This window comes from Paenibacillus tianmuensis, assembly GCF_900100345.1.
Lineage (GTDB): Bacteria > Bacillota > Bacilli > Paenibacillales > NBRC-103111 > Paenibacillus_G > Paenibacillus_G tianmuensis.
In genome coordinates, this window is sequence record NZ_FMTT01000042.1 from 1 (window position 1) to 26,898 (window position 26,898).

Sequence of the window (26,898 nt, forward strand, 5' to 3'; positions counted from 1 at the left end):
ACCAATTTCATTCGTGCGGAGCCGTGGTGTAGAGGCCTAACATGCCTGCCTGTCACGCAGGAGACCGCGGGTTCGAATCCCGTCGGCTCCGCCATTTAGAAGCTTTTAACTTCGGAACGAAACGGACAATATCCGAGGGTTCCGAAATTTTTAATTTATCTCACATGCCGTCGTAGCTCAGCGGTAGAGCAACGCACTCGTAATGCGTAGGTCGGAGGTTCAATTCCTCTCGACGGCACCATTTAGGCCACATGACAATTCATATGGCGGTCGTGGCGAAGTGGCTAACGCATCGGATTGTGGCTCCGACATTCGAGGGTTCAATTCCCTTCGATCGCCCCATAGTCATTGGGGATTAGCCAAGCGGTAAGGCAACGGACTTTGACTCCGTCATGCCTAGGTTCGAATCCTAGATCCCCAGTATTTTCAGTACGAGCCATTAGCTCAGTTGGTAGAGCACCTGACTTTTAATCAGGGTGTCGTAGGTTCGAGTCCTACATGGCTCATTTTTTACAAAGTAAATTGAGCGGAAGTGGCTCAGGGGTAGAGCATCGCCTTGCCAAGGCGAGGGTCGCGGGTTCGAATCCCGTCTTCCGCTCCATCGAAAATTTGCCGGTATGGCGGAATTGGCAGACGCGCGCGACTCAAAATCGTGAGGGAAACCGTGGGGGTTCAAGTCCCTCTACCGGCATTTATAACGGGACGTAGCTCAGCTTGGTAGAGCACCTGGTTTGGGACCAGGGGGTCGCATGTTCAAATCGTGTCGTCCCGACCATTCAATATTTTAATGCGGGTGTAGTTCAATGGTAGAACTCCAGCCTTCCAAGCTGGTAGCGTGGGTTCGATTCCCATCACCCGCTCCATGTGCAAGTTCCAGTAGCTCAGCTGGATAGAGCAACGGCCTTCTAAGCCGTCGGTCGGGGGTTCGAATCCCTCCTGGGACGTCATATTTGGAATTAAGGAGGTCTGGAAACAGGCCTTTTTTTGTTATGTTTATGCAACGGACGAGGCGCGTTTTAGAATAAGCAACGTCATACAATCGCTGGGAATCATGGCATTTATGGAAGAGTTCTGATACAATGGGTTAAAGCTCCTTTCGAGGGGCTTATTTTTTTAAGGAGGAAGGCATATGAGTCCTATGGCAATACAAAGGCTGAACTCACGAAGGATAAGAACGTATTTAGGGGGGGATATCTACTATGAACCCTAGTTTCGGACATGGGGCCCGTTCCCAATTAATCAATCAATTGCTTTATTTTGACGAGCAAAGCACTGCGTTTTTTGACGGTTTTTGCCCGCAGCAAGGAAGGGAACGGGCAAACCTGGAAAAGCTGATCGATCAATATACAGCGGCTTTGGAGCGCATATTGGCACAGGATGAAACTCAGCTTATGCAATCTTTATATTCCCAAGTGCTAATAGGCAGCAGCGTGAAAGTGAAGTACCAAGATGACGGTACGGAAGAGACGTTTACGATCGTTTTCCCGACCCTGACCGCACCCGATAAAAACTATGTCTCGCTCTTGTCCCCGATGGGAAGACAATTGCTGTTAGCCTCAGCCGGAGCGGTACAAACGATTGAAATTCCCGCCGGCAGCTTTGCCGTAATGATCGAAGAAGTGAAATACGCTTACTTCGGAGAATTTACGCAGACGGGCTAAAGTAAGTTGCCCTAATAGCCTAGTGCTCCGCAAAGGACAGCTCCCTGCAATCTCGCATGAGCTGTTCTTTTGTTTAGTGCTCTAGATCGCCTGAGGGACTAGGTAACGATAGAAGTGGCATTTCAACATTTATCGATCCGGTTACATTTTGGACTTGCTATAGCAGTTTACAGTAGTATGACTTATAATAAAAGGAATGAGCAATCCGATTAGAACGTAAGCTCGGATACGCTTAAAACGTTTAAATGAGGTGTAGAGATGAATTTGTTTGATTTGACCGGAAAAGTGGCTTTAGTAACCGGGGGAGCCGTAGGTCTAGGCGCAGGTATCTCCTTAGGCTTGGCCAAGGCAGGCGCGGACATCGTTATCGTAACGAGCAACGATCGTTCGCGTGAGGTTGAGCAGCAAATCCAAGCGATGGGCCGCAAGGCACACACCATCATAGCGGATCTGATGGATGAAAGCGTATTGAAGAGCGTAGTAGACGAAGCATTGTCCGTTTTTGGAAGAATTGATATTTTGGTTAACAATGCCGGTATTATTCGGCGTACGCCGGCTGCCGATCACGCGGCGCAAGATTGGCATGATGTGCTGAATTTGAACTTAAACTCTGTTTTTTTCCTATCTCAGCTTGTTGGGCGTGAAATGATTAAACAGGGGTCGGGTAAAATTATAAATATTGCATCGATGCTAAGCTTTCAAGGCGGGATTAATGTGCCGGGCTATACCGCTTCCAAGCATGCGATTGCCGGGGTAACTAAAGCGCTTGCGAATGAGTGGGCTAGTAAGGGCATCCAAGTTAACGCTATCGCACCTGGATACATGGCTACCGACAATACGGCAGCGCTTCGTGCGGATGAAGAGCGCAGCGCGCAAATTTTGGTTCGTATTCCAGCCGGACGCTGGGGAACAACAGAAGATATGCAAGGACCGGTCGTATTTCTCGCGTCACAGGCTTCGGACTACATGAGTGGCCATGTGCTTTGCGTAGACGGGGGATGGATGACGAGATAATGGTGGAGAACCGACGAGCGGAGCAACAGCAGATGTTTCAGCCGGAGATCATTACATTCGGGGAATCGATGGCACTGATGATGCCGGAAGGAAGCAAAGGAATCGAATATTCGTCCCGCTTCCAAGGGCTGTTCGGCGGTGCGGAAAGCAATGTGGCGATCGGGGTATCCCGTCTGGGTCACAAAGCAGGCTGGTTCAGCCGTCTTGGGAAAGATCCGCTGGGCCGCATGATCATGAAAAAAATTCGCGGCGAGGGCGTGGACGTCTCCCGTGTCGAACTGACAACGGAAGCGCCGACCGGCTTGATGCTCCGCGAGGTGGTATCCGGGAAAACATCGGTTTACTATTACCGCAAAGGCTCGGCAGCCAGCACGCTGAAGCCGGAGCATTTGGACGAGCAATATATTAAGCAGGCTAAATATTTGCATGTAACGGGCATTACGACGGCGCTTAGTCCAACCTGCCGGGAAACGGTCAGGGAAGCGATGAAACTGGCACGCAAGCATGGCGTGAAGGTCTGTTTTGATCCGAACTTGAGGCTGAAGCTGTGGTCCCTGGAAGAAGCGCGAGAGGTGCTGCTGGAATTAGCCGAAGAAGCGGATTATTTCCTTCCGGGGCTGGACGAGTTGAAGCTGCTGTATCAAACGGATAGCTTCGAAGAAATTGTGGCGCGGCTTAGCGAGCTTAAAGCCGTATCGATCGTCAAAGGCGGCGAAGACGTCACGTATATCGTCGAGCAAGGACGCGTAAGCTCAGTGCCGTATTTTAAAGCGGAGCAAGTGGTGGATACGGTCGGGGCAGGAGACGGTTTTTGCGCGGGCTTTATCGTTGGTTTGCTCAAGGGCTATCGTTTGGAAGAAGCGGTTCGCCTCGGTAACCTGATTGGCTGTATGGTGGTGCAGATGGAGGGAGACTGGGAGGGCATTCCGACTTGGGAGCAAGTGGAGGCGTTCCTAAACAACGTAAAGCATGTCGAGAGGTAATTGGGGAAGACATATGCAATACTAACTTCATATTAGGAACGGATGAGGGAATATGAAAAAAATCAAGCTTTTGCAGCAGCTGACTAATGAAGGCGTGGTAGCTGTTCTGCGCGGAGAGACGCCGGAAGAAGTCGTCGAAATGGCGGAACAGGCGATTGCCGGCGGGATCAAAGTTATCGAAGTGACAATGACGGTGCCGTTTGCGTTGCAAGCTATCGAGAAGCTTGCCAAGAAATATACAAGCTCCACGCAAGATCCGTCCAAGTATGCGATTATCGGCGTAGGGACGGTATTGGACCCGGAAACGGCGCGGGTAGGCATTCTAAGCGGAGCTAAATTTGTGGTCGGTCCGGCGTTAAATCCGGATACCATTACTTTGTGCAACCGTTACCGTGTGCCTGTGATGCCGGGAGTTATGACGATTCAAGAGATTCAGCGGGCGCTGGAGCTTGGCGTGGATATCGTGAAGCTGTTCCCAGGTAATCTGTATTCGCCATCGACGATCAAAGCGATCAAAGGGCCGCTTCCGCAGGCCAACGTTATGCCGACCGGCGGTGTCTCCTTGGACAATCTCGCCGATTGGATTAAGTCGGGCGCAGTGGCCGTCGGTATCGGTTCCGATTTGACAACGGAAGCCGTCAAAACGGGTAATTACAGTCTGGTAGCCCAAAAAGCCGCGCAATATATCGAAGCTTACCGGGCGGCGAAAGGCTAAGTTGTCCATTATCTATAGTATCATCAAAAATGCAGCGCGTTCCAAACGTTTGTTTGGGTTACGCTGCTTTTTTCTTTGATGAGGATCTTATAAATCTCTTATTAACGGGAACGGGAGTGCTCAAAGAAGATCCCTCTGGAACGCGGAAGCTCCGGAGGGATCAAATAGTTGTTTCTTATTGAGTTTATTCGGTAGCTACCGATTGATCGGCTTGCAGACCGACTGGCGCGATCCGAACGAAGCTCGTTTGCAGGTTGTTCTGCAAATGCTCCACTTTTGCTGCGGCCTCCGGTTGTCCGGACTTCACGAGCTCTTCATGGTAAGCACCGAGCAGTTCGTTCAAGTCTTTCATACTTTGTACGCCTACCGGTTCGATTTTGACTTTGGCGCCTTTTGCTACCCGGCGTTCGATGGCGGCTTGATCTAGCCCCATCTCCGGCACGAGGCGTTGGTAAATGACCCCGCCCGTCATCCCTGCGCAAATCCAAGGACCCGGATCGCCGAGCACAACAGCGCGGCCGTTGGTCATGTATTCAAAGGCGAAGCCTTTCAAGTTCGCGCGGGCTGCGATGCCGCCGAGTTCGTCTTGAATCGGCGCCGTAATTTCGCCGCCGAATACGACGTCTGCGCCGGAGAACCGGATGCAGGCGCGGGTATCGGCATTGCCTTGAATCAGGAACAAGCCTTTTTGCGCACCATAGCCGAACGACTTGCCCACGGAGCCGTTGATGAATTGCTTATGCTTGCTTGGTGCTTTCAGAATCGCGACTTTACCGCCGAGCGACATTTTGCCGACACCATCTTCCGCACCGCCGTGAACCGTGATGTTTACGCCGCGGGCATTGAAAGCGGCCAATCCGTTACCCGGTACGGAGCCTTCGGTCATGGTGATGCTTACCGGAGGCAGCGCATCGTAGCTGCCGTCGAAACGGTCTCTTACGCGGTGGCTTGCATAGCGGCTGCCAAGGATACGGGATTCCGCATCGACTTTGGACCAAGTACGCTCCACCGGCGATTCGAACGAAACGGTATCCGGGAAAAATTGTTGGCCTTCTGTACCTGCCGCAATGCGAATATCCGAGGATACCGCCGCTGCGACTTCCTCCAAAGCTTCTTGTGCCACAGCCGAGGACAGCGGAGCCGGGCGGAGCAGATCGGACAGATCGATTTTCTCAAGATGGCTTACTTGCTGCAGTAAGTCGGAACGACCGACGAGATCTTGCAGGTTTGCAAAGCCGAGCTGAGCGACGATGTCCCGTACTTCGCGGCCGATCCCGCCAAACAAACGAACAAGCGATTCAACAGCGGTATCGTAGACGCGAGGCACGAAGCGGCGAAGGCCTTTTTCTTCGGCTTCTTCCATCGAGTCGATTTGCGTCGCGATTCCGACGTGACATGTATCCAAGTGACAGCCGCGGCACGTTGTACAGCCGATGGACTGCATTGCGATAGAGCCAAAGCCGATGCGGTTCGCGCCGAGCATGACCATTTTCACAACGTCGGCACCGGATTTCATGCCGCCGTCGGACCAGAGCTCCACTTTGTGGCGCAATCCGGCTTCGATCAGCGCGATGTGCGCCAGCTTCGTACCGATTTCGGTCGGCAGACCGACGTGCGTGATCGAGTGAATCCGTGCCGCACCCGTGCCGCCGTCAAAACCGGACAACGTGATCACATCCGCGCCCGCTTTGGCAACGCCGACTGCAATCGTGCCGATCCCAGGGACGACCGGAACTTTGACGATGATTTTCGCTTTGCGTCCGCTCGCTTCCTTCAACTCGGAAATGATTTGTGCCAAGTCCTCGATCGAGTAAATATCATGGTTGTTGGACGGCGAAATCAGGTCGGAGCCGATGGTTGCGTTCCGCGCCAATGCGATCTTCGCCGTTACTTTCGAGCCCGGCAGGTGACCGCCTTCACCCGGTTTCGCGCCTTGACCGATTTTGATTTCCAAGAAGGCTACAGCGTTCGCCAGCTCGACGTTGACGCCGAAACGACCGGATGCGACTTGGGCGCCGCGGGTCCGCTTATAGCGGCCGAGCATGTCTTTGATCTCGCCGCCTTCGCCATTCATCGTCACCATGTTCAGACGCTCGCCGGCTTCGGCGTATGCGCGGAATGCCGTCTCGTTCTGCGATCCGAAGGACATGGAAGAGATGAGCATCGGCAGATCGTGGCCGCCGATGCCAATCTCGACTTGGGAAGAATCGAGCGGCTTGCGGCCTTCGGCGTGCGCTTTCTCATAATTGAAATCCGCAACGTGACGGATGGAAATACCGTTTTTCTTTTCTTCTTCGCGCAGTTTGTCACGATAGTCTTCGTACGGAGCCACCCCGGAAGCCGCATCGCCGAGCGCTTTCCACATCCGTTGGAAGAAGCGGAAGTTGCGGGCTGCTTTTGCTTTCGGATTGGCATAGTCGTTATAACGGCCTTCGGCATCGGCTTCAAGCTCGGCAAACCCTGTTCCGGCCTTATCGCTGCCCAGGTAGTTTACAATATCCAGCACGTCGGCGAGCTCCGGCTTCAGGCCGATTGACGAGAAGAAGCGGGTGTAACCGCGAAGCTCATGCGTACCGATTGTGGAGATGACTTTCTCCAAGCCTTTCATCAAAGCGGTAAACACTTTGAGTGCTGCCGGTGCGCCGTCCTTTGCCGCCGCCGTAGTAAACAAGATGTAAGGGGAAAGCACATCTGCGCCCAAGCCGCAAGCAACGGCCATATCGTGCAGGTTGCGAATCGCCGCGCTGCGCAGCACGATCGTCGTTTGACGGCGCAGGTTGTTGCCGTAACCGAGCTTTACTTCGCGAAGCGCGATATCGACTTTGGATACGGCCAGATGCGGGTCCATCCACAGCCGGTCGTTCTGGTGCGTCTCGCTGTCGTCCAGCACAAGCAGCATAGCGCCTTTGCGCACGGCTTGCACGGCGTCCGCCGCAAGCTGCTCCAGGGCATCCTTCAGCGAAGTGCCGCGGGCGAACGTCGTTGACAACGTGGCGACGGCATCGCCGTTTTGCGCACCGAACATGGCGACAAGCTGCTCGTAGCTCGGCTGTTTCAATTCGGCCAAAGAATCGATACCGTTGCTGCCCTCCAGCACGACGGGATAAAGCAGCTCTACCCGCAGCCGATCATCCGGCTGGCTGTACACGGCCGGGCGAGGCCCTACGACAACGCGCGTGGAGAAATGCTCCATCTCGCGATCACGGTCGATTGCCGGGTTGGTAACAACTGCAACGCTTTCTTTAATGAAGTCAGGGATGTTCTGGCGCTCCCAGTTCAACGCGGCATGCGGGCTGTCATGACCGAGCGAGCGAATCGGCTCTGCGCCGGTCTCAGCGGTCGTTTCGATCATTTGGATGCCGTCGCGGTCCCATCCGAAGGCGCTGTAGAGCGCATCCGTCGGCGTGACATCGGCGGAAGGCGCCGCTTCGACGGCCGGAATTTCATTGTTCAAGTGCTTGCGCTGTCCCTCCAGGCCAAGACGGCTTTGCACGCGCTCCAGCACGGTGGATTGCACCAGATGATAAGGAATTACCTGAACGTGCTCGCCCGGTGTCAGGACGACGCCAACTTTTTCGCCCGGTGCGATCGGTTTCGGATCTGCGACCATCTCGCCGACGGTAATGACGCCTTGCTCCGAGGAGAAATACAGGGACGTTTCGCTTTCCACCATCCATACCGGACGCAGACCAAGCGCGTCGACGCTGAAAATGCACTCGTTGCCGTAACGGGAAACGATTCCTGCCGGTCCTTGCGCGTAATGCCCCCAAGCTTGGCGGAAGTAGACGTACATATCCTGCAGTTCCGGACGGAAAAGCTTCATTTCGTTAAGAATAGGAGGGAAAACGACTTCCATCGCTTCGAACAAACTGAGGCCGAAACGGTGAATGAACGTTTCGATGGTACGGTTCATATCCTGGGAGTCGCTGCCGCCGTCAACGAGGGGCACGCCGACCATGTCGGCTTCGATCCGCATCTTTTTTACCGTATTGATCTCGCCGTTATGGCCAAGCAGCGAGAACGGCTGCACGCGGAAAAAACTGGATTGAGTGTTCGTGGAGTATCGGTTGTGTCCGATAGTAACTTGCGCTGCGAACAGCGGGTCGCGGGTGTCATTGAAGTATTTCGGCAAAATGCTGGCGGCGCCCATCACTTTGTAAGCAGCCGTGACGTTGCTGAGGGTGGCGACGTGTACGTTGTATTTGGCTTCGATCGCCACATGAAGCTCAAACAAATGATCGGAGACTTTCACTTCCTGTTTGTCGCAAAGACCTGCGATTTGCCAGAAGGTCGGTTCGTCGTTGCGTCCGTTCGGACCGAGCACGCTGCTGTCCACTTGATTTTCTTGCTCTAAGAGGATGCTGACTTGAAACTGGGAGAACAGCTCACGGATGCCTTTTTGCATATCGGGAGCGGAGATGTCCAGCTTGCGCGGCACGAAAATGTGCGCGACGGAGAAGCGCTCGTCATAAGCAAGCTTGCCGTCGAGACCGGCGTCGGTCAGCTTTTTCTCCCATAGGGCGCGCGGAATGTCAGTCAGGATGCCGCAGCCGTCGCCTTCCCCGTTAATGAAACCCGAACGATGTTCCATTTTCACAAGAGCGTCGATCGTCTTTTGAATGTTGTCGCGGGACGGAAATCCGTCTTTTTCAATAATACAGATGATACCGCAGCTATCATGTTCGGTGGCCAATAAATTCTGAAAGCGGCCTTCATTGCGCATAACTTGATTCATTCTCGTGGTCAGCAGGCTGACCGTCACCTCCCATAAAAATTAGTTGCGGGTTTGTCTTGAAAAGAAGGCTTTGTTCATGTGAAGCAAGAAAGCGGAAAGAGTCAGCGAATGATTGCAATGAATAAAAATACATTTATTCTGCATAATTGACTTGGTTTTCAGCTTCTCGATTCAGCAGAAGCTGTGCGGAAGAGGGGGATTAAAGGGTCCCTGTCTCAATCGTCCAACTGCACAGTTTCATAGCTAACATGCCAAAAACCTTACATTTAGCCGAGTTTCTTTAGCTTAAAAGTATTTATAGAATATCACGAAATTTCATGTGAGACAATAGAACATTGAAGGGAAAAGTCAAATGTAAGCGTTGTCTATTTTGCATAACTGGTGAATAAAGGCAATTTCAGAGCGGAATGGTGCGAGTTAACAAAAAACGAACGAACTATTACCGTTGTCCGATAATAGTTCGTGATTTGGGTGATAAATGGAATTTATTGCCGATCTGCTCGGTTAAGCGTTCATGCGGGCGAATGCACGATTCGCCGCTTCAATCGTATAAGCGACGTCTTCGTCCGTATGGGCCGTGGTCAAGAACCAGGCTTCATATTTGGACGGAGCCAGGCAGATGCCGTCCTCCAGCATGGAGCGGAAAAAGGCTGCAAACTGTTCGCCATCCGTATTTTGCGCCTCGTCGTAGTTCGTAACCGGATGGTCGCAAAAGTGTGTCGACAGCGCGCCGCGGATGCGGTTCACGGTCAGGGCGATGCCGTGCTTGCGAGCCCCTTCGGCAAGGCCGACTTCCAGCATGGCACCGAGCCGGTCCAGCCGCTCGTAGGTGCCGGGCTCTTGCAACGCCTCTAAGCAGGCGATCCCGGCGGAAATCGATGCCGGATTACCGGCCATGGTGCCGGCTTGGTATGCCGGTCCGAGCGGCGCCACCTGCGCCATGATGTCTGCGCGGCCGCCGTAAGCGCCGATCGGCAGTCCGCCGCCGATGATTTTCCCAAGGGCTGTAAGATCGGGCTCGATGGCTGCGTAGTCGGTGCCCTCGGGTAAACCGGCGAAGGTGGAGGCAGCGCCGTAGTGGAAACGGAATGCAGTGATCACCTCGTCGTAGATGACAAGGGAGCCGTTCCGGCGGGTAGCGGAGCACAGTCCTTCCAGGAAGCCGGGCTTCGGCATGACCATGCCGAAGTTGCCGACAATGGGCTCGACCATAACCGCGGCCACGTCGCTGCCCCAGCGCTCCAGTGCGGCGTTCAGTGCGGCGAGGTCGTTAAACGGCACGGTGATGACCTCGTGCGCGATGCTAACCGGAATACCGGCGCTGTCCGGTATTCCGAGGGTGGACGGACCGGAGCCGGCGGCAACGAGGACAAGATCCGAATGGCCGTGGTAACAGCCAGCGAACTTGATGATTTTGTTCCGGCCGGTATAGGCGCGGGCTACCCGAATCGTCGACATGACGGCTTCGGTGCCGGAGTTGACGAAACGGACCTTATCGAGCGACGGAGTCGCTTCTTTCAGCATGCGGGCGAAGCGGATTTCGAGTTCGGTCGGCGTACCGTACAAGGTTCCGTTCTCCGCCGCTCGGACAATGGCGGATGTCACATGAGGATGCGCGTGGCCGAGAATGATCGGACCGTAGGCGGCCAAATAGTCGATGTAACGGTTGCCGTCCTCGTCCCAGAAATAAGCTCCTTGCCCCCGTTTCATGAAAACGGGGGCTCCGCCGCCCACGGCTTTGAAGGAGCGGGAAGGGCTGTTGACCCCGCCGACGATATGCTCGAGCGCTTCTGTATAAAGCGCTGCGGAGCGTGTACGGGGCTTGGCTTCGGATGCGTCAGACGCAAATGGATTGCTCATTAGGATTCAAGTCCTTTCCAAACTATGTATAACTACATTATAAACGATTGCGTTCCGGCAGTGAATTTTTCTCCGGATTGGATCGGCGCTTCATTCCGTGGGAAGGTGGAGGAGCGAGCCTTTAAGCACCGTTACTGCTTGACCATGGATGTGAAGGCGGTCATCGACCAACGCAAGTTTAAGAATACCTGTTCGTGCAGATGATTGAATGGCGGTCAACCGATCTTTTCCCAGTTTGTCCCGCCAATATGGTGCAAGCGCGCAATGGGCCGATCCGGTAACCGGATCTTCGTCAATGCCCTCCGTCGGGAAGAAGCAGCGGGAGGCGAAGTCGTACCGTTCATCCTGCGAGCGGGCCGTAACGAGCACGCCGCGGACGCCGAGCTCCGCCATAATGGCGAAATTGGGCTTCAACCCGCGTACGGCTTCCTCCGAGTCCACTTCGACCAGCAAGTCCAGCCGGTTGGTTCCGACAAAACGGGGCACAGCCCCGCCCAGGGCATCGGACAGTCGGGCCGGCGCGTCCGTTTCGGTGACCCGCTCAACGGGAAAATCGAGCCGGATCCAACCGTCCTCACCCGCGGAGGCCGTTAGCCAGCCGCTAAGCGTGTGAAAGGCCAAAGCCTGTTTGCGGTCTACCCGTCCGGTTTCCCACAAGTAATGTGCGCTAGCTAGTGTAGCATGGCCGCACAAATCGACCTCGACCGTCGGTGTAAACCAGCGAAGCCGGTAGCTCCCGTCCTGTTGGGGGGAGAGAAACGCCGTTTCCGACAAGTTCATCTCCATCGCAACCTGTTGAAGCCATTGGTCGGAAGGATAGCGCTCCAGCAAACAAACCGCCGCGGGGTTGCCGCGAAATGGCTTGTCCGCGAATGCGTCAATAACATGTATTTCGATCATAAGAACTACTATTCTCCTTTCAGGTCAAAAGCGGGAAGCCCTTGGCCTCCCGCTCGCGTATATTTTCATAGCGGCTATTATTTTTTGACCGGAGCGGTGCCGGTCGTGCTTTTATTGCCGCCCTCGGCAGGCTTGCCGGCAGGGGCCAGAGGGTCCCGGCCTTCGAACAATGCCTTAATGTAATGCTGCAGCTTGGTACGGTTTACGCTGAGGACTTCGGCGCCGCCGACCCGTTTTTCGATCAGCAGCTCGGAAGGCGGAATCTGCTGGCTGACCATGCCCCCGGTTTTGGCCTCGAAGGCGAGCGTGCCAAGCTTCAGCATGTCGGCCGTCGTCAAATTCGTTTCGAGATAAGGATCGATACTGTTTAATATATTCGGCAGTCGGATCAGGGAACCGGTCGTCTGCATTTTTTGCGCGACGGCTTGCAAAAATTTGCGCTGCCGCTCGGTGCGGGAAAAGTCGCTCATAGCGTCGTGTCGGAACCGGACGTATTGCAGCGCCATTTTTCCGTCGAGATGCTGCATGCCCTTTTTTAGATCGATATCGTACTCGTGGCCGTCTTCCGAGTCGCGGTATTTCATGTCCTTCTCCACTTCGAGATCGATGCCGCCGATGGCGTCGGTCAGCGCGATGAAGCCTTTGAAATCGGTATAGAAAAAATATTGAATCGGAATGCCGAGCAGGTCGCTAACCGTGCGCATGGCCAGATTCGGCCCGCCGATGGCAAGTGCCGTATTGATGCGGTCCTCGCCATGCCCCGGAATTTTCACGTATGTGTCACGCAGAATGGAAAATAAGTACGCTTTCTTCGTCACCGGATCAATCGAGGCGACCATAATCGAATCGGAACGCGGAACTTCATTCTTTTTGAGTCCCCGGGAATCCCCGCCGAGAATAAGTATGTTCACCCGTGAGTTGCCCTCCCACTTGGGCGGGGTGTAGCTGTCCGACATGCTGAGCTGCTTTGGGGTAAGCCCGCCGAATTTGGTCGTTTCGGGACGGCTCTGAATGTTATTGGCAAATTGAACGAATGAATAGGTAAAATAGCCGATTCCTGCAAGCAACAGCAACAGCAGCGAAATGAAAAACCATTTTATCGTACGGGCCATGGGAATTCGGTTCCCTCCTCTGGTTGCGTTCGCTTTTCCTGATCGTAAGGTTGGTGTATCATAACGGGTATAGGTTTTGACAATGCTACAGGAACATGCATACGTTTGGACAGGAAACTATTTCATTATTATAAAAGGTTTCAATCCGCGCCTGCAAGCTTCGGCATATTTTGACAGGAGGACCTACACCTATGAATCTCGCCATTGACGTGCATCGGCTGAGAAAAGAATTCAAAGTGCAGAAAAACCGGGAAGGCTTGAAGGGCGCCGTACGCGACCTGTTCAGGAGAGAGTATACCCAGGTCGCCGCGGTGAAAGACATCAGCTTCCAAATTCCACAGGGCGAGATTTGCGGCTACATCGGCGAGAATGGAGCGGGCAAATCGACCACGATCAAAATGCTGACCGGCATTCTCGTTCCCACCTCAGGAGATATTCGCGTAGGCGGCTTCGTTCCTTATAAGGAGAGGGAAAAATTCGTCCGGAACATCGGTGTCGTATTCGGCCAGCGAAGCCAGCTTTGGTGGGACATCGGCGTGATCGAATCGTTCCAACTGCTCAAGAAAGTGTACCGCGTCCCGGATGCGGAATACCGCAGCCGCATGGACGAACTGGTGGAGCGGCTGCAACTCGGCGAGCTGTTGAACCGGCCTGTGCGAAAGCTGAGTCTGGGCCAGCGGATGCGCTGCGAGCTTACCGCGTCGCTCATTCACAATCCGGCAATTTTGTTTCTGGATGAGCCTACGATCGGTCTGGATATTATGGTCAAGACGGAAATCCGCGAGTTTCTAAAATCTATGAACAAGCGGTACGGTACGACCATTCTGCTGACAACCCACGATCTGCAGGACATTGAAGCGCTGTGTTCCCGGGTCATTATGCTCGACGACGGCCGGATCATCTACGACGGAGGACTTGAGGAGCTGAAAGAGCGCTGGGGTAAAGGCAAAGAAGTCATTCTCCGGTTCTCGGAGCCGGTAGCGCTGCCCCGTTTGCAGGAGCTGACCGCAGGACTGCAAGTAAACTGGTCGCTGGATAACGATTTGACGGCCAAAGTATGGATTCCGCAGCAGGCGGCAAGCGTCTCCGAGGTGCTCAGCCGGGTTGTCGGTATAACGACGATCGAGGACATTAAAATCCTTGAAACGAATACGGACGACATCGTGCGGGAAATTTACAAATCCGGATCGGCGGAAGCGAAAAAGGAGCTGCGCAAAGAACAGGAAGTGACGCTGCGTGGTTAGCGCTTATCTTGACATTATCCGCATCCGCTTCCTGATGATGCTCGCTTACCGGGTCAATTATTACAGCGGGATTATTATTTATGCCCTTAACATTGGGGCATATTATTTTCTATGGAAGGCGATTTACGGTACGAAAGAGCTGCTTGGCGGGATGACCGTGACACAGATGACGACCTACGTGGCCGTGTCGTGGATGGCGCGGGCGTTTTATTTTAATAATCTGGACCGGGAAATTGCGAGTGAGATCAAAGACGGCAGCGTCGCAATCCAGTTCATCCGCCCGTACAATTACATCATCGTCAAAATGATGCAGGGGCTCGGCGAAGGCTTGTTCCGTTTTTTTCTATTTTCCGTGCCGGGCATGGTGATCGTCTCATTCCTGTTTCCGGTGCAGCTGCCGTCAGATCCGCTGACCTGGGTTATTTTTCTTGCCATGCTGTTTTTCAGCTTCCTGATCAATACGCAGATCAATATCATTACTGGCCTGTTCGCCTTTTTCCTTGAAAACAATGAAGGCATGATGCGGATGAAGCGGGTAACCGTCGATTTGTTCTCCGGCCTGGTCGTACCGATGTCGTTCTTCCCGGGCTGGGCGCAAGAGCTGATGAATCTGCTGCCGTTTCCGGCGATCACGTACTTGCCTGGCTCCGTCTTTACCGGCAAAGTCGTCGGCAGCGCCGTTTACAACGTATTTGCCGTGCAGATCGTCTGGTTCGTGCTGTTGATTGTGCCGCTCTATGTCCTATGGCGGGGCGCGCGGACGCGGCTGTTCGTGCAGGGAGGGTGATGGCGCATGTTCTATGCAGGCTTGTTTGTCGATTATTTGAAAAATTACATGAAAACGCGGCTCACCTACCGTTCCGATTTCTGGATCGAGGTGCTGTCCGATCTGTTGTTTAACGGGCTGAATTTATTTTTCATCCTCGTCGTGTTCCAGCATACCGCGGCGATTGGTGAATGGAACGAGCAGCAGATTTTGTTTATCTATGGCTATTTTATGGTGCCTTACGGCTTGTTTATTACGTTTTTTAATCTCTGGGGATTCACCGAGCGCTACATCGTCAAAGGCGAAATGGACCGGATCTTGACCCGTCCGGCGCATAATCTGATGCAGCTGATGCTGGAAAATATGGACCCGTCCTCGCTGTTCAGCGCGCTGGTCGGTCTAATTATCATGATCTATTCCTGGACACAGCTTGATCTCGTGCTGATGTGGTACGATCCGCTCATTCTGCTCGTGCTGGTGTTCGGTTCGATCATGATTTACGGGGGCGTGTACATTTTCTTTACATCGTTGTCGTTTTTCTCGGATTCACCCACCGGCATTTTGCCCCTGCTGTGGAACCTGCAAAACTACGGGCGATATCCGATGACAATCTATAACCGTCTTTTGAACATCATGCTGACATGGGTGCTGCCGTTTGGCTTCGTCGGTTTTTATCCGGCCGCCTATTTTCTGGACCGGGAGAATTGGGGAACGTTCGCTTTGCTTACCCCGCTGGTCGGGCTCGGCTTCCTGACCTTCGGGCTGACGGTGTGGAATTACGGGGTGAAGCGGTACCGCGGAGCGGGCTCGTAGAGAGCGGAGTATTATGTAACAAGTAACATATGGGGATCGCGAGGAGCTGCCGACAGGCAAGCTCCTCTTTTGCGTATCGGACGTGCCGACGAGAAGGTTATCCTTCGAAGCCTTTGTAGCCGCCGACACCTTTGACCCATTCGTCTCTCTCGGAATAGGAGTAAATATGCTGCGGGCAAGGGACGCAATGATGGCGATTGACGATTTCGACGGGACGAATGACCTGCACGATCTGCGGGTGGTAAAAATCCCGGTAGATCTGGACGGGCGGATCGTAAACGGTTTTGGTCGGGCATTGCGGATAGCAATCGTAATCATACATACGAAGCAGCTCCTTTTGGGATTGGATTTAATCCATAGTATGTGATAAGTGTCTATTGGACTGGGCGAGTTCCCAGTTCGCCGAATATTCCGAAAAATCAAGTCTCTTTATTTTAAGGTTTTTTTAAGCTTTCTTTCATCTTCATTTAAGCTTGACGTAATGTTGAGTTCATAATTAGCTCCTATACTAGAAATAAATTCCTTACCACAAACTGGTCGTTCAAAAAATAGCCATACTTGATGATTTTGAGCGAGTTGACAGGGAAGTTTATCCAGTGGTATGATATCAATCATAGACAGTTGAACATATGTTCAAAACATTTGTTCAAAACAAATGTTCAAGATGTATGTTTGATATATAAAAAAAGAAAAGGTGGAGAGAATCATGAAAAAGTGGACTGGAAAAGTGATGGCCTGTACGGTAGCAGCAGCTGTATTGTTTGGTGGGATCGGCGGATTGGCAACAGCGCCTAAGGCATTTGCAAGTGGGGATGCTAAGAAGGGCGTTCCCGATGCTTCCATTCCTCTGCACAATCGTGTAGATGTTGGTTTGAATTCCATTGTTATTCAGGCTTCGGGTGTTATTAATTTGAGCTTGGATAATCTGAATGCGGAGCTTAAAAAAGGAAAGTCGATTTCCGATCTGGCCCGTACAAGTGGAATTAGTCGCTCGGATTTGATCACTAAATTGACTAACCCGGCACTTGAAAAAGTAGAGAATGCACTAAACCAAAAGAAAATTACGGAAGAAGAAGCGAAGCAATTGAGGGAAGAGATCAAAGACAAGTATTCGACGGCCATCGATAAATCAGGCTATCAAGATAAATTAAGTGGAAAATATTCTAAAAAACTTGAGTTGAAAACCAATGTGGAGGAAGTGGGTGTAGCTAAAGCTCTCGGCATTACTGAAAATGAATTGGATGCAGCGTTCAGCAGGGGCAAAACGATTGCTGAAATCGCCAAAGAAAAAGGCCTCACCGAAGATCAAGTTATTACCAGCCTGAAGGATAACTTGAATGTTTACCTGAAAGCATTCATCAATAGAAAGTAAGAGCTTCAACACATTTATAGCAAAGCCGTCCTTTTATGAGGGCGGTTTTTTCATGCCCTGGATTGGGGGGTCTGGCAAGGGGCAGGTTGTTTTACGGCGTAGGAGTTTCGTATAATGCTGGTACAAAGAAAAAATTGACAAATACGGATGTGAGGAGATGAAGAACTATGCCGCAGCTTCAACCCGGACAACCTGTTCCGGATTTTACTCTGACTGCCGGAAGCGGGGAATCCGTAACGCTTTCGCAGTTTCGAGGAAAATATGTCGTTCTTTATTTCTACCCCAAGGATATGACGCCGACATGTACGGAGGAATCCTGCCAGTTCCGCGATTACAACGGACAATTCAAGGCGTTGAACTCCGAAGTGATCGGGATTAGCCCGGACGACCTGAAGTCCCATGGGAAGTTCGCCGCCAAATACGAGCTGCCGTTCCCGCTGCTCTCCGATCCCGATCACGAGGTATGCGAGTTGTTCGGCGTTTGGCAGCTGAAAAAGATGTACGGTCGTGAATATATGGGCGTGGTTCGTTCGACGTTTGTCATCGATCCGCAAGGCAAGCTTGTCCATGAATGGCGCGGCGTGCGGATCAAGGGCCACGTCAAGCAGGTGCTGGAAGCCGTCAAGGAGGCTCAAGCAGGAGTAGAGACCCCGTAGCAGCCGTTCATCTAAAGGCCGGGAGCAAAGCAGCCCCGGCTTTTTAAGAATGCATACGGGGGATGGCGAAAACAAACCATAGCAATAAATTTCCAGTAAGGGAGCGTTCGTGAATGCAGCAGTATGAAAAACAATCCAGTCGGATCGTTTATGTAGGAACTTATAATGGCGGCGGAAACGATTCTTTATATGCGTTAAGCATGAATAAGTCAACCGGGGAGCTGTCTGCCATCGGCGCTTATGCGGAGGTCGAGATGCCTTCCTTCTTGACGGTAGATACGGAGCGCAGCAGGCTGTTTGCGGTAAGCGAGCTGCAGGATGAGGCAGGCAAGGAAGGCGGGGAAGTGGCTTCTTACGCTGTGGAAGCGGAGACTGGGGCTTTGCGCTATATCGGCAAACAGCCTTCCTTCGGCGCTTCGCCGTGTCATTTGGTAACGGACCGTGAGGGAAAGCGGCTCGTTGTAGCCAATTATACAAGCGGCAGCGTAAGCTTGTACTCTATCGCGGAAGATGGGAACATCGGTCCATTGGCGGATCGGAAGCGGCATGAGGGACATAGCGTCCGCAGCGACCGGCAGGAAGCGGCTCATGCGCATTGTACCGTCCTGAAAGATTCCCGCATTTATGTCGTTGATCTCGGAACGGACAAAATCATGATCTACAACATTCAAGAGAACGCAGAAAACCCGGCGCTTGTTTTGCATGGCGAAGCGCAGGTGCATGCCGGGGCAGGCCCGCGTCATATGGCGTTTCATCCTGACCTTCCGTATGCGTATGTGATTAATGAACTGGATTCTACGATTACGGTGTTCGCTTACGGACAAGAAGATGGAACGCTTCGGGAAATCGAGACGGTGTCCGCATTGCCGGAAGGGTTTGCAGGGGAGAGCTACTGCGCCGATATCCATATCGGGGTGTCCGGGGACTACTTGTACGGCTCCAACCGCGGGCACGACAGCATAGTCGTCTACCACATCGACCGGACCAGCGGCAAGCTGGCACTGATCCAGCACGAGCCGACCGGCGGAGCATGGCCGAGAAATTTTGCCGTCACGCCGGACGGAAAATTCGTGTTGGCCGCCAATCAAAATTCGGATTCCATTGTTACGCTCGCTGTAAATGAAACCACCGGCCGGCTGGAGCCCACAGGTCATGAGCTCCGCATACCGAAACCGGTGTGCATCCAATTTTTCGAGTAACTTACAGGTTTATTTCAGCAGGTATTGCTCCACTTCGTCGAGCAGCTTATTGGCGGCGATGATCCCGCCAGAGGAGTTCCAAATATCGTCGTTTACTTTAATCACTTTGTTGTTTTTCACGACATTTAAGTTTTTCCAAAGCGGGTCGCTCGTCCAGTCTTTCTCGACGGCGCTCGCTTCTTTTTTATCGTTATCCCATACGTAATAGAACAGAATGTCTCCGTCCATATCCGGGAGGCGTTCCTTGTTGATTTCGGCCGCAAACTCGTTCTTGTCCTGCACGGCTGGACGTTGGAAGCCGATTTTGCTGAGCGCAAGTCCTGCAAACGTATCCTTCATGTAAAGCCGGGCTTTCCCTGGAATAAAGCGAACAAGAGATACTTTCGTATTGAGCTTCTCTCCTGCCTTGGCCTTCATGTCGGCGATGCGCTTGTCATATTGCTGCAAAAGCTGTTCGCCTTCGGCTTTTTTGTTAACGGCTTCAGCATAGACCCGGAAGTTTTTCTGCCAGTCGGATTGCAGACGTTCCGAAAATACCGTCGGCGCGATGGCGGCGAGCTGCGTATAGACTTTTTCCTGACGCAGTTTATTGCCGAGAATCAGATCGGGCTTCAGCTTGGCGATCGCCTCAAGGTTCGGCTGGTTCTCGTCTCCGACGACTTCAACGCTTTCCAAATCTTTTTTCAAATGGTCGTACCACGGGTTGCCGGACCAGGATTTAACCGCTCCTACCGGTTTAAAGCCAAGAGCAAGCAAGGCTTCCGTTCCTTCGTTGGTCAGGACGACGATCCGTTTCGGCTCGGCGGGAACTTTGGAAGAGCCCATCGCGTGGTTGATCGTTAGTTCCGATACCGCTGCCGCAGCCGGCTGCTTCTGTGCAGTATCATTAGTCGGGGCTGGGGTTTTAGCCGTGCCGCAGCCGCTCAGCATCGCACCCAAGGCGGTTGCGCAGGCCAAGAGCGCGGCAGCGGATTTCCATTTCGAACGCAAGGATGTAAACAAAGATGATACCCCTCTCTTTAATTGAAAATGATTATCATTATCGTGAAAAATTCTACCTCGTTCCATTCTCCTTGTCAATCCTTTCTTCCATACTCGTCCGGCGTATCTTTTCAAGGCGGCGCTCCGGTCATAAAAGAGAAAATTCATCCATATATTCTATCAATAACCATCTCATAGAACTATACGGAGGGATCTCTCATGAAGCGCAGACCGCATGCTATTTCGTTCCGCATGATAAGCACCGTTTGGTGGACATCGATACTTTGCCTCACGATCCTGTGGCTTACGGTCTTGACGCACACGGCGGGGGCGGCACCCGGTCATGAAGGAGAGGAAGCTTTATTTACGCAGCTGCAATCGGGCAAACGTATAGCCATCGAAAAAAACTTTACCCCGGCGGAGAAGCCGACGGTGTACCTGACCTTCGACGACGGGCCGAGCAAGCTGACCCCGAAGGTGCTGGACATTTTGCGGGAAGAGGACGTCCGGGCCACCTTCTTCGTGCTGGGCGGGCAGGTGCAGGAGCGCCCGAATACAGCGAAGCGTATCGTGGAGGACGGCCACGCCCTTGGCAATCATACCTATAATCACGTCTACTGGGAGCTGTATTCCGATTTTCGCACATTTTGGGAGCAGGTTCAGAAGACGGAAAATATATTGCTGGAGACGACGGGCGTCAGGCCGCGTTTGGTCCGTGCTCCGGGCGGAACGTACGGCAATTTTGACGCTTTTTATTTCTATTATTTGGGGCAGGCCGGCTACGAGATTTACGATTGGACCATCGACAGCGAAGATGCAAGGCGACCTGGGATGACGGCGGACCAGATTGTCCGTGCGGTGGAAAAAGGACCGTTCGGAAACGAGGTCATTGTGCTGATGCACGACGGTTCGGGACATGACGAGACGGTTAAAGCGCTTCCCAGGGTCATCCGGTTATTTAAAGAGAAAGGCTACGCTTTTGCTTCGCTCACCCCGGGAGTGAAGCCGGTACAGTTTTCCAGCGGGAAACTGAAGTGGTCCAGAACGGAAAATCGCGAATCGTTCGATAACCTGCTAACCACTGCGCACGAACATCGGGAGCTTTGGGCTGTAGAGGATATTCTGGGCAAGGATAACGCTCCGAAAGCGCTGCCTGGCTCGCCCGCGGCCATCGCTTATACGGAAGCCGCTCAAAGGGGAGGGCCGGATCGTTTGAATGTGCGTATGGGCGACCGTACGCTTGCTTTAACGAAGGAGCAGTTCCGTTTTCAGGATGGGAGCTATAGGGTACCTTTGAGACCATTGATCGCAGCGATGGGCGGAACCGTAGAGTGGAACGCCGAGCGCCGGACGGCGGTCGTCCGCTATGGAGCGATTACGGCCGAATACGATTTAGCCCGGCAGGAGCTGAGGATACGGCGTCCTGCAGCCGAATGGAATCCCGAAGCAAAGGCGCACATTCTCCCGTTTCCTGAAATGGAGCTCGCGAACGGGACGCTGTATGTGCCGCTCCGTCAAACGTTGGAGCTGCTGGGCGACCGGGTGCTGTCCAGCGACGTTCCGCACGAACGGGGGACTGTGGAGGTGCTGGCGGCAGTCTATGGCGGCTACTGGACCGGATGGATGCCTATTTGACGACCATGAGGAAACCTCTCGCGCAAGTCTAAAAGCTACGAAAACCGGACATACTGAATGCTAGAATGCAAGATTTGGAAAAGCTTGCATACCAAGATTCAGGCAGGAGGTTTTCAGGATGACGAAATCTGTAAATGTGACCGATTCGCCGCAGGCGGTGCTTGAGCGGATCGTGTATCAGGTGGAAAAGGTCATCGTAGGCAAACGGGAGGTCATCGAAAAGCTGCTCGTAGCGCTGCTTTGCGGCGGGCATGTGCTGCTGGAAGACGTTCCCGGCGTAGGCAAAACGATGCTTGTGCGCGCGCTGGCGAGAACGATCGACAGCACCTTCAAGCGGATTCAATGCACCCCGGATTTGCTGCCGTCCGATCTGACCGGGGTTTCGGTGTATAACCAACGCAGCGGCGAATTCGAATTCCGTCCGGGACCTCTGCTTGCCCACATCGTATTGGCCGACGAGCTGAACCGCACATCGCCGCGGACGCAAGCCGCCATGCTGGAGGCGATGGAAGAGAAGCGGGTGACGGTCGACGGAACGACTTACCCGCTGCCGGAACCGTTTTTTATTCTGGCGACGCAAAATCCCGTCGACTTCGAGGGCACGTTCTCGCTGCCCGAAGCCCAGCTCGACCGGTTTATGGTGAAGCTGCGTCTCGGTTATCCCGACCCGCTTGGCGAGGTGGAGATGCTGGGCCGGATGGAAGAGCCGTTTCCGCTCGCTCAAATTCGTACGGTCGTCCTGCAGGAGGAATTTGTCTCCCTTCAAAAAGAAGCCCGCGCCGTTCATGTCGACGATACGATCAAGCAGTACATCGTCCAGCTTGCGACGGCAACCCGTGGGCATCCAGACGTCTCGCTCGGCGCCAGTCCCCGGGCTTCGGTCGCATTGATGCGGGCCTCTCAGGCGCAGGCGTTCCTGAAGGGCCGCAGCTATGTCATCCCGGATGACGTAAAGGAGCTGGCTGTCCCCGTACTGGCGCATCGCTTGACGCTGGCGCCGTCTGCGCTGCTGTCCGGCCGTCAGGCGGAAGCTCTTGTCGCTTCGGTCGTCGCGAGCGCGCCGCTGCCGGTCCGCCGGCATGCCGCAGGCTGAAGAAGGCGGCAGACATGCGGAGCTTATTGGTGATCGGATGGATCGGGGGCTGCGGGGTGCTTCTCGGCTGGTGGGCGTTTGGCTGGGGCGGCCGGACGGCTTGGTTTTTGGTTTATGTCTGGGCTTTTTTCGTTGTTTATCTCGGGTTGTTTCGCGTTGCGGCTGGACGCGGGCTGCGGATAGAAAGACTGTCTGACGGGATGGAGGTTGCTCCGGAACACATCCAGTGCGGGTCGAGCGCTGACCGGTTTGTCTATAGCGGGGAACCGGTAACGATGGCCTACCGCCTTTCCGCGGCCTGGCTGCCGCTGTTCGGCGGGCGGTTGCGGGTGGAGGAGCGTTGGGTACACGAGGGCACCGGCGAGCGGATCGTCCGGCGAGGAACGGCAGAAGCGGGCTTCCGACGCGACGCCGTCATGCGCTGTACGGTACATGGGCTTGCCCGCGGCGTGTACCGGCAGGAGGCGCTGATCGTGAGCGCCGTGGACGCTTTCGGGCTTGTGCAGGCGAAGCGCGAAAGCGCAGGCGGCGGGCAGCTGTGGGCGCTGCCCGGAGGTTCGGGTACGGCGACGCCGCTGCCGGGCGCGGCCCCAGAAGGGGCGCGTCCGGCTTCCCGGCGGCCGCCGGGTTCGGACCCCGTGCCGCAGGTGAGCGGCACGCGGCCTTACGCGCCAGGAGATCCGCTTCGCCGGATCCATTGGCGCAGCAGCGCGCGCACGGGCGAGCTGCGCGCGAAAGAGACGGAGCTGCCTGCCGCCGGGCGGCAGCTCATCGTGCTTGACGCGGCCGGAGCCGGAGGGAGCGCAGGAGCCGCCTTGTGGGCGGACCCTGCGCTCGCGGCGGCGGCGGAGGCCGCGGCGGGGCTTGCGCGGCGCGCGCTTGAGCAGGGCGCGCGGGTGCGACTGGCCGTCAGCGACGGCCAGTCCGGCGCCGCCGAGGCGCAGGGGCGCGGGCGCGACGGCGAGCTGCTGCGGCTGCTCGCGGCGGTGCCGCGCGGCGAGGCGCGCGCCGACGCGTTCGCCGAGCTCGCGCTGCGCGAAGCGCGGAGTGCGGGCGGCGCGGCGCTCACGCTCGTCACGGCCCGCGCCGACGCGCAGCTGGCCGCGGCTTTGCGCGGGCTGCCGCGGGGCGCCGCGCGCGTCGTATACGTGCACGAGCCCGGGGCGGCATGGCCCGGGCCCGCGCACGCATGGGTGCGGCAGCTCGAAGCGCTCGGCTGCCCGGTCACGATCCTGGCGTCGCATAGGCCCGCTGCGGCGCCGAGAGGAGGTGCCGCCGATGCCGCTATCGGCACCTAACACCGATCCTCGCGCCGATCAGCCGGCGGAGGATCTTGCCTCTCCCGCAGCCTGCGGCAAGGGCACGGCTGTTGCTGCTCGCGCTCGCGCAGCGACCGCAGCTTGCGTCAGCGCCTTCCGCGAGGAGGCGCGAACTCCCGCCAATTGGGCGGGAGACGTCGCCCTCAGCGTGCTGCTGCTTCTGCTGCTGCTCGAGTGGCTGTACCCGCTGCGCAGATTGTCGGAGCTTACTGAGATATATAGTATCGCTCCGTTCGCCGTTACTTTTGCAGCATTCATGCTGTTGGATACGTTCCGCCTGCCGGGACCGGCAGCTTGGTCGGCCAAAGCGTTATGGATCGTTGCCGTAACGGCTTGGATTCATAACGGACAATCGATGCCTTCCCCCTCCTGGTGGCTTCAATGGGGTCGCGAGCTGGCCGCCGATGCCGCCGAAGGCTTGCAGGGGAATGTGGCGAGCTGGGAGCCTGCGACACGGACGCTTTGTTTTATGGCGGGCTGGTCATTCTTTGTGTCCGTCGTGCAATCGTTCGTGTTGGAGCGTCGGCAGCTGATTTGGTTTCTCGGATTGACGCTTGGCTATTTGGCGTGCTTTCAGACCGTGTTGGCCTTGGATATGTTTCACGCCGTGCTGCGCTGTACGGGCTTCGGACTGCTGCTTCAAGCCATGCTTCAGCCCGGACGGGCAAATCGCTGGCGGGGAGAAGCGTTCTCTTCCAATCCTGCATCCGAAAAACAGACGCGCATCCTTCCCGCGCTGCTGCTAACGGCAGCCTGTCTTAGCGCCGGTCTGCTCGGAGCGTCGCTGCATCCGCAGGATATGCGGACCCCCGACTGGTCCGGGTATGTCCGGTCGCTTGAAGACCGCTTATTAAGCAAAGCATGGCTGCAGCGGCACGGATGGACGTCGGAGACGAGAGCCCGCACAGGGTACGGCTCCGACGACGGCAAGCTCGGGCGACCTCTGCAGCAGGACGACAGCCTGGCTTTTACGGCGGTTACTCCCAGGCTTACTTACTGGCGGGGCGAGGCCAAAAGCTTTTATACCGGCCAAGGCTGGGCGGCAGTGAATGACCCGCCGGCCGCGTTCGTGCCCAATCAGACGGAAAGGCAAGAGGACAGCCGACTGCGTTCGGCGGCTTCCACCCTCGTTCGGCAGGAAATCCGCATCGCTTCTCCGAGCTTGAACCGCCAGCTCTTCGCGGGCGGCGAACTTAAACGGGTGGCGTCGATGCAGTCGGCCGAAGGGAAGCCGATTCCGACCGAATGGGTCTGGAAGCAGGACACGACAGACCGGTATACGGTCCCGGCCTTAACGGACCCGCTCGTTTCCTACGAAGTCGACGCTTTGGTGCTGACCGATCGCACAATACCGGCGGCCGATGCGGGGACCGATTATGCCGAAGACGTGAGGCATCGGTTTTTGCAGCTTCCCGCCTCGCTGCCGGATCGAGTCCGTCGCCTTGCAGAGCAGCTAACTATGGGCTTGCAGACGCCCTATGCGAAAGCGGAGGCGATCGAGCGTTATTTAAGGAAGCATTATGTCTACAGCTTGGAAGGAACGCGAGCCGCGGGTAAGAACGAGGACTTCGTCGACCGGTTCCTGTTCGAGCAAAAGACCGGATATTGCGATCACTTTTCTACCGCGATGGTCGTGCTGCTCCGTTCCGCCGGGGTACCGGCCCGCTGGGTCAAAGGATTCGCGCCTGGCGAGGCGGTGTCCCGGACCGCCGACAGAGACGAACGCTACGTCGTCCAAGTGCGCCAAAAGCATGCGCATTCTTGGGTAGAAGCGTATTTTCCGTCGGTCGGTTGGGTTCCGTTCGAGCCGACTCCCGGTTTTGCTCTATCAGGAAGAGCTTCTGCTGACGAGGTCCCTGCGGCTGCCTCAACCGCAGCTCTAACGGCAAATAACGAAGCGGCAAAACGGTCGCTCATATCCCAATGGGCCGCGTCGCTGACCGATTTTGCAAATACCGCATTGGATCGTGTAAAAGCCACGTTATCCGCGGCTGTCGCCTCGGTCGAAGGGTGGATGCGTGCCGCAGTATCCTTTTTACGGAGCATCGCAGTTGCGCCGCTTTTCCTATGGCCGATAGCACCGCTCCTTGTCGGCGGCTTCCTTCTGGCTTTCCTCAGCAGACGTCGGGCCATCCGCTGCGAGCCCGTGCAGGCTGCCCACTCCCGCGGCAGCTTGCACCGGGCCTCGTTGCACCGCTTCGCCGACCGGCTGTGGCGGCGGCTGCAGCGCTCGTACGGCCGTGCGGCGCCGCAGCAAACGCTGCGCGAATACGCGAATACCCGCCGCTGCCGCAGCGAGGCGCAGCGCATCACGCTGCTCCAACTGGCGCAACTGCTTGAAACGGTGCGCTATGCCGATCCGCATGGCCCGCAGGGGCAGGTTACCCGCCGTATGCTCACGGACGCATGGCGGCGCCTGCGTCAAAACCGGAGCCTGGAACCGTAGGCGCTCTTCCGCGAAGAGCCGCCTCCCGTTCCGGGCTTTTCTCTTCCGTAGGTCGGTCTATGCAACCTCCTTTTTTCCTCAATGAACCCACGACAACTGGTGACTATATGCAAACCGCTCACAGCTTACCCACAGTGCACATCCGAAGAGAGGAGCATCGTATCGTCCACATCTCCCCAGCGGCATGCGTCACGGTTTCGTTTATACACATACTCCCAGCATCATATTCGATATCACGCTTTGTACATAATATAGGTGGCAGACCGAATACTGCCCTGAGCCGGTTTTCCTTTCCTGAAAACCCTTTTCTGGAGCTTTATGGATTAGATATAACGCTTACATCGGCGCTGCGGCGAGACTTTCCGCTCAGGCATTGCCCTTTGCCGGGGAGAAG

General features: G+C 55.1%; 21 protein-coding genes and 10 tRNA genes. 24 read left to right on the forward strand and 7 right to left on the reverse strand.

Going from position 1 to position 26,898, the window contains the following annotated elements:
* Positions 1–17 precede the first annotated feature (17 nt).
* From BLO51_RS21915 to BLO51_RS21980, 14 genes are all read left to right on the forward strand, one after another.
* A tRNA-Asp gene (locus tag BLO51_RS21915) sits at positions 18–94 on the forward strand.
* A gap of 72 nt (positions 95–166) precedes the next feature.
* Positions 167–241: transfer RNA gene (locus BLO51_RS21920), tRNA-Thr, on the forward strand.
* A 25-nt stretch (positions 242–266) separates the two neighbouring features.
* Positions 267–342: transfer RNA gene (locus BLO51_RS21925), tRNA-His, on the forward strand.
* A gap of 7 nt (positions 343–349) precedes the next feature.
* A tRNA-Gln gene (locus BLO51_RS21930) sits at positions 350–421 on the forward strand.
* A 12-nt stretch (positions 422–433) separates the two neighbouring features.
* Positions 434–506: transfer RNA gene (locus tag BLO51_RS21935), tRNA-Lys, on the forward strand.
* Positions 507–526: 20 nt separating this feature from the next.
* A tRNA-Gly gene (locus tag BLO51_RS21940) sits at positions 527–601 on the forward strand.
* Positions 602–611: 10 nt separating this feature from the next.
* Positions 612–691: transfer RNA gene (locus BLO51_RS21945), tRNA-Leu, on the forward strand.
* A 7-nt stretch (positions 692–698) separates the two neighbouring features.
* A tRNA-Pro gene (locus BLO51_RS21950) sits at positions 699–775 on the forward strand.
* Between the two features lie 14 nt (positions 776–789).
* A tRNA-Gly gene (locus BLO51_RS21955) sits at positions 790–863 on the forward strand.
* 7 nt (positions 864–870) lie between these two features.
* A tRNA-Arg gene (locus BLO51_RS21960) sits at positions 871–944 on the forward strand.
* A 255-nt stretch (positions 945–1,199) separates the two neighbouring features.
* The gene (locus tag BLO51_RS21965; RefSeq protein ID WP_090675241.1) at positions 1,200–1,661 is read left to right on the forward strand and encodes a GreA/GreB family elongation factor; all 462 of its coding nucleotides are present in this window, start codon (positions 1,200–1,202) and stop codon (positions 1,659–1,661) included.
* 258 nt (positions 1,662–1,919) lie between these two features.
* Positions 1,920–2,675 (forward strand): 2-dehydro-3-deoxy-D-gluconate 5-dehydrogenase KduD, encoded by a 756-nt coding sequence (gene kduD / locus BLO51_RS21970; RefSeq protein WP_090675243.1) that lies wholly within the window; start codon positions 1,920–1,922, stop codon positions 2,673–2,675.
* Positions 2,660–3,658: a sugar kinase gene (locus BLO51_RS21975; protein WP_425415826.1), complete on the forward strand. Its 999-nt coding sequence runs from the start codon at positions 2,660–2,662 to the stop codon at positions 3,656–3,658. The genes kduD and BLO51_RS21975 overlap by 16 nt, the downstream gene beginning before the upstream one ends.
* A 52-nt stretch (positions 3,659–3,710) precedes the next feature.
* Positions 3,711–4,373, forward strand: a complete 663-nt coding sequence (locus tag BLO51_RS21980; RefSeq protein WP_090675246.1) for a bifunctional 2-keto-4-hydroxyglutarate aldolase/2-keto-3-deoxy-6-phosphogluconate aldolase — start codon at positions 3,711–3,713, stop codon at positions 4,371–4,373.
* A gap of 184 nt (positions 4,374–4,557) precedes the next feature.
* On the opposite strand, the gene BLO51_RS21985 is transcribed toward BLO51_RS21980, so the two are convergent.
* From BLO51_RS21985 to BLO51_RS22000, 4 genes are all read right to left on the reverse strand, one after another.
* The gene (locus tag BLO51_RS21985) at positions 4,558–9,108 is read right to left on the reverse strand and encodes a glutamate synthase-related protein (RefSeq protein ID WP_245719767.1); all 4,551 of its coding nucleotides are present in this window, start codon (positions 9,106–9,108) and stop codon (positions 4,558–4,560) included.
* Between the two features lie 504 nt (positions 9,109–9,612).
* The gene (locus BLO51_RS21990) at positions 9,613–10,968 is read right to left on the reverse strand and encodes a glutamate-1-semialdehyde 2,1-aminomutase (RefSeq protein ID WP_090675249.1); all 1,356 of its coding nucleotides are present in this window, start codon (positions 10,966–10,968) and stop codon (positions 9,613–9,615) included.
* 90 nt (positions 10,969–11,058) lie between these two features.
* Positions 11,059–11,868 (reverse strand): PhzF family phenazine biosynthesis protein, encoded by an 810-nt coding sequence (locus tag BLO51_RS21995; protein WP_090675251.1) that lies wholly within the window; start codon positions 11,866–11,868, stop codon positions 11,059–11,061.
* 77 nt (positions 11,869–11,945) lie between these two features.
* Complete coding sequence (locus BLO51_RS22000; RefSeq protein WP_090675253.1) at positions 11,946–12,980, reverse strand: LCP family protein; 1,035 nt, start codon at positions 12,978–12,980, stop codon at positions 11,946–11,948.
* Between the two features lie 191 nt (positions 12,981–13,171).
* Between BLO51_RS22000 and BLO51_RS22005 the strand changes: the two genes are divergently transcribed.
* Genes BLO51_RS22005 through BLO51_RS22015 form a run of 3 tightly spaced genes read left to right on the forward strand, consistent with a single transcriptional unit; the run spans position 13,172 to position 15,803 of the window.
* Positions 13,172–14,224, forward strand: a complete 1,053-nt coding sequence (locus tag BLO51_RS22005) for an ABC transporter ATP-binding protein (protein WP_090675254.1) — start codon at positions 13,172–13,174, stop codon at positions 14,222–14,224.
* Entirely contained in the window at positions 14,217–15,011 is a 795-nt protein-coding gene (locus BLO51_RS22010) for an ABC transporter permease (protein ID WP_090675256.1), read from the forward strand. Before BLO51_RS22005 ends, BLO51_RS22010 begins: the two co-directional genes overlap by 8 nt.
* A 6-nt stretch (positions 15,012–15,017) precedes the next feature.
* A complete protein-coding gene (locus tag BLO51_RS22015) occupies positions 15,018–15,803 on the forward strand; it encodes an ABC transporter permease (protein ID WP_090675258.1) in 786 nt (261 codons plus the stop codon).
* Positions 15,804–15,900: 97 nt separating this feature from the next.
* Here BLO51_RS22015 and BLO51_RS22020 read toward each other — a convergent pair whose 3' ends face one another.
* Both BLO51_RS22020 and BLO51_RS29875 read right to left on the reverse strand, forming a co-directional pair.
* Positions 15,901–16,125 (reverse strand): hypothetical protein, encoded by a 225-nt coding sequence (locus BLO51_RS22020; RefSeq protein ID WP_090675260.1) that lies wholly within the window; start codon positions 16,123–16,125, stop codon positions 15,901–15,903.
* A gap of 107 nt (positions 16,126–16,232) precedes the next feature.
* Entirely contained in the window at positions 16,233–16,418 is a 186-nt protein-coding gene (locus BLO51_RS29875; RefSeq protein ID WP_217266769.1) for a hypothetical protein, read from the reverse strand.
* A gap of 91 nt (positions 16,419–16,509) precedes the next feature.
* Between BLO51_RS29875 and BLO51_RS22025 the strand changes: the two genes are divergently transcribed.
* The 3 genes from BLO51_RS22025 (at position 16,510) to BLO51_RS22035 (ending at position 19,030) form a co-directional block, all read left to right on the forward strand.
* Positions 16,510–17,175, forward strand: coding sequence for a hypothetical protein (locus tag BLO51_RS22025; RefSeq protein WP_090675261.1), 666 nt, complete (start codon positions 16,510–16,512; stop codon positions 17,173–17,175).
* A gap of 167 nt (positions 17,176–17,342) precedes the next feature.
* The gene (gene bcp, locus BLO51_RS22030; protein ID WP_090675263.1) at positions 17,343–17,831 is read left to right on the forward strand and encodes a thioredoxin-dependent thiol peroxidase; all 489 of its coding nucleotides are present in this window, start codon (positions 17,343–17,345) and stop codon (positions 17,829–17,831) included.
* 113 nt (positions 17,832–17,944) lie between these two features.
* Entirely contained in the window at positions 17,945–19,030 is a 1,086-nt protein-coding gene (locus BLO51_RS22035) for a lactonase family protein (protein WP_090675265.1), read from the forward strand.
* Between the two features lie 9 nt (positions 19,031–19,039).
* On the opposite strand, the gene BLO51_RS22040 is transcribed toward BLO51_RS22035, so the two are convergent.
* Entirely contained in the window at positions 19,040–20,032 is a 993-nt protein-coding gene (locus tag BLO51_RS22040; RefSeq protein WP_245719769.1) for an ABC transporter substrate-binding protein, read from the reverse strand.
* A 198-nt stretch (positions 20,033–20,230) separates the two neighbouring features.
* Between BLO51_RS22040 and BLO51_RS22045 the strand changes: the two genes are divergently transcribed.
* The 4 genes from BLO51_RS22045 (at position 20,231) to BLO51_RS22060 (ending at position 26,504) form a co-directional block, all read left to right on the forward strand.
* Entirely contained in the window at positions 20,231–21,646 is a 1,416-nt protein-coding gene (locus BLO51_RS22045) for a polysaccharide deacetylase family protein (RefSeq protein WP_090675267.1), read from the forward strand.
* 118 nt (positions 21,647–21,764) lie between these two features.
* Positions 21,765–22,739, forward strand: coding sequence for an AAA family ATPase (locus tag BLO51_RS22050; protein WP_090675269.1), 975 nt, complete (start codon positions 21,765–21,767; stop codon positions 22,737–22,739).
* Positions 22,740–22,753: 14 nt separating this feature from the next.
* On the forward strand, positions 22,754–24,037 hold the full coding sequence (locus BLO51_RS22055) for a DUF58 domain-containing protein (RefSeq protein ID WP_090675270.1): 1,284 nt from the start codon (positions 22,754–22,756) through the stop codon (positions 24,035–24,037).
* Positions 24,018–26,504, forward strand: coding sequence for a transglutaminase TgpA family protein (locus tag BLO51_RS22060; protein WP_090675272.1), 2,487 nt, complete (start codon positions 24,018–24,020; stop codon positions 26,502–26,504). Before BLO51_RS22055 ends, BLO51_RS22060 begins: the two co-directional genes overlap by 20 nt.
* Positions 26,505–26,898 lie beyond the last annotated feature (394 nt).